The 1,998-nt window shown below is 66.4% G+C and carries 2 protein-coding genes; both read left to right on the top strand.

What is annotated here, in order from left to right; genetic code table 11:
- A partial coding sequence (locus CAPSK01_RS08840; protein WP_273703381.1) for a CHASE2 domain-containing protein occupies positions 1-1,402 on the top strand: 1,402 nt, incomplete at its 5' end.
- 16 nt (positions 1,403-1,418) lie between these two features.
- On the top strand, positions 1,419-1,998 hold a 580-nt coding region (locus tag CAPSK01_RS08835; RefSeq protein ID WP_034925478.1), incomplete at its 3' end, for a hypothetical protein.

Raw genomic sequence — 1,998 nt, 5'->3', positions numbered from 1 at the left:
CCGCCGATGGCTTAAGGAGCGGAGCGCGCCGTTCGTCGACCCGCTGCGTGCGCGTTACCACAGTTGGCCGACCTACTGGCAGCATTTCGCCGTCTGCTTCGCGCTCGGCATTGTCATCGAGACCGGGATACATCTGGGACATGGCCTGCCGATGGTGGCCGACTGGCAACGCTGGGGCTTCGACAAGACCGTCTCGATGCTGCAGACGTACCGCGCGTGGGGCTGGATCGACGGCGAGCCGCTGCCCGGCGGCTACTCGCGTTTCATCTGGGTCGATATCGACGAGGACTCGTGGAGCGACGAACGCTGGGGTGGCGGCGAGCCGTTCCTGCAGCCGCGGCGCGAAGTCCTCGAACTCGTCGATCGGGCTTTCGCCTGGGGAGCGCGCGTTGTCTATGTCGACCTGCTGCTTGACGGCACTGCCGGCGATTTCGAGCGGCAATGGTTGGCGGCGTTGCAACGGCGCACCTTCCCTGGCGGCGAGCCGCGCCATCTGCTCACTGCACGCAGTCTACGCCAGCCGCTTGCGAGCAGCGCGGGCTCGTTCGAGGCACACGCGCCACCCAAGCGGCCACGCTTGCGAGCAGCGTTCTGGGATACTTATCAGGCACCGCCTGGCGGCGTCGTCGTGCATCCGGTACTGCCGCGCTTTCTGTCGGACAGCGATCTGCGCGTGCGGCGATGGTCGATCGGCCAGACGGCCGCTACAGGCAATGCGGATCGTTTCTTGCCGTCGCCGCAACTGGCCTTGTACTGCCTGCAGCCGGCTCGCCATCCGCCGCTCGCTGCCTGGTGCGAACGCATCACCGAAGCGCACGCGCCGGCAAGCGGCGAGCACCCGGAACACGCCGGCGAGCACGCAGGGCACGATGCGCTGGCCAGCACGCTGCTCTTCCCGCTCGGCAGCAACGGCCGCCTGGGCTATTCGCTTTTTCCGGCGCTGACCGCTCTCGCCAACGCGCAGATCGACGAGTTTCGCAACGCCATCGTCGTCATCGGCGGCAGCTACGAGGAAAGCCGCGATCACTTCCACACGCCGGTCGGCCGGTTGCCTGGTGCGCTGCTCAATCTCAATGCGCTCGACACGATGCTGCGCTACGGGCAACTGCGCGAGTTGCCCTGGCAGGCGAAATGGCCGCTGGTGCTGGGACTGATGGTTCTGGTTGCGGCACTCTTTGCTTTCGGCAAACGGCTCGTGGCGACTGTTGTTGCGGGTGGCCTGGTGGCTGTCGGCTTCATTTTCGTTGTTGGTCCGCTGCTGCTGCGATATGGGCTGTGGTTCGATTTCGGCTCGCCGCTGCTGGGAATCTACCTGCATCGGAATATCGAAGAGTGGCACGCGGCGCATGCCCATGCCGAGATGGCCGATGACGGGCACCACACTACCCACCTACCTCACTGACTTTGGGAGAAAAGCCATGTTCACTCCACGATCGATTGCCGGATTGTTGCTCGTTTGTGCAGTCGGGGCGCTGCCGGCAATCGCCGCCGATGCGGCGAGTTTCATCATTCGGAGCGTCGACGCCGGCGTCACCGTCCAGCCGGCCGACGGCGCCGCACGGCCGGCGCGGCCGGATCGCGTGCTCAGCGCCGGCGAACGGCTGTGTTTTTCCTCCACTGAGGAGAAAGTCACGCTGCGCCGCAGCGACCGCGCCGACGACCTCGACTACGCGGCGCCGCAAGCCGGCTGCCGGACAGGCGCCGAAATCGCACAAGCCGTACGCGGGGCGGATAAGCGCTCGACTCTGGTCAGCTTTCGCCAGTTGTGGGCGAGCCTGAATGTGGACCGCCAGAGCAGGCATCCGCTGGCGACCGCTGCCGCGCGTAACGGCGGGAATGCATTTTGCCGGGTGCCGGCGTATACCGATTGGCTGGTGCTCGACCAGCTTGGCGGTGTGAGCGTGCCTGTCACTGTCGGGACCAACGCCACGCTGACGCCCCTGACGCCGGATGGCGCGCCCGCCGGTCCAGCAATCGCCATCGCGCAGACGAATGGCG

The sequence above is a fragment of the Candidatus Accumulibacter vicinus genome, from assembly GCF_000584955.1.
GTDB classification, from domain to species: Bacteria; Pseudomonadota; Gammaproteobacteria; order Burkholderiales; family Rhodocyclaceae; genus Accumulibacter; species Accumulibacter vicinus.
This window is presented reverse-complemented; position numbering and strand designations above follow the sequence as displayed.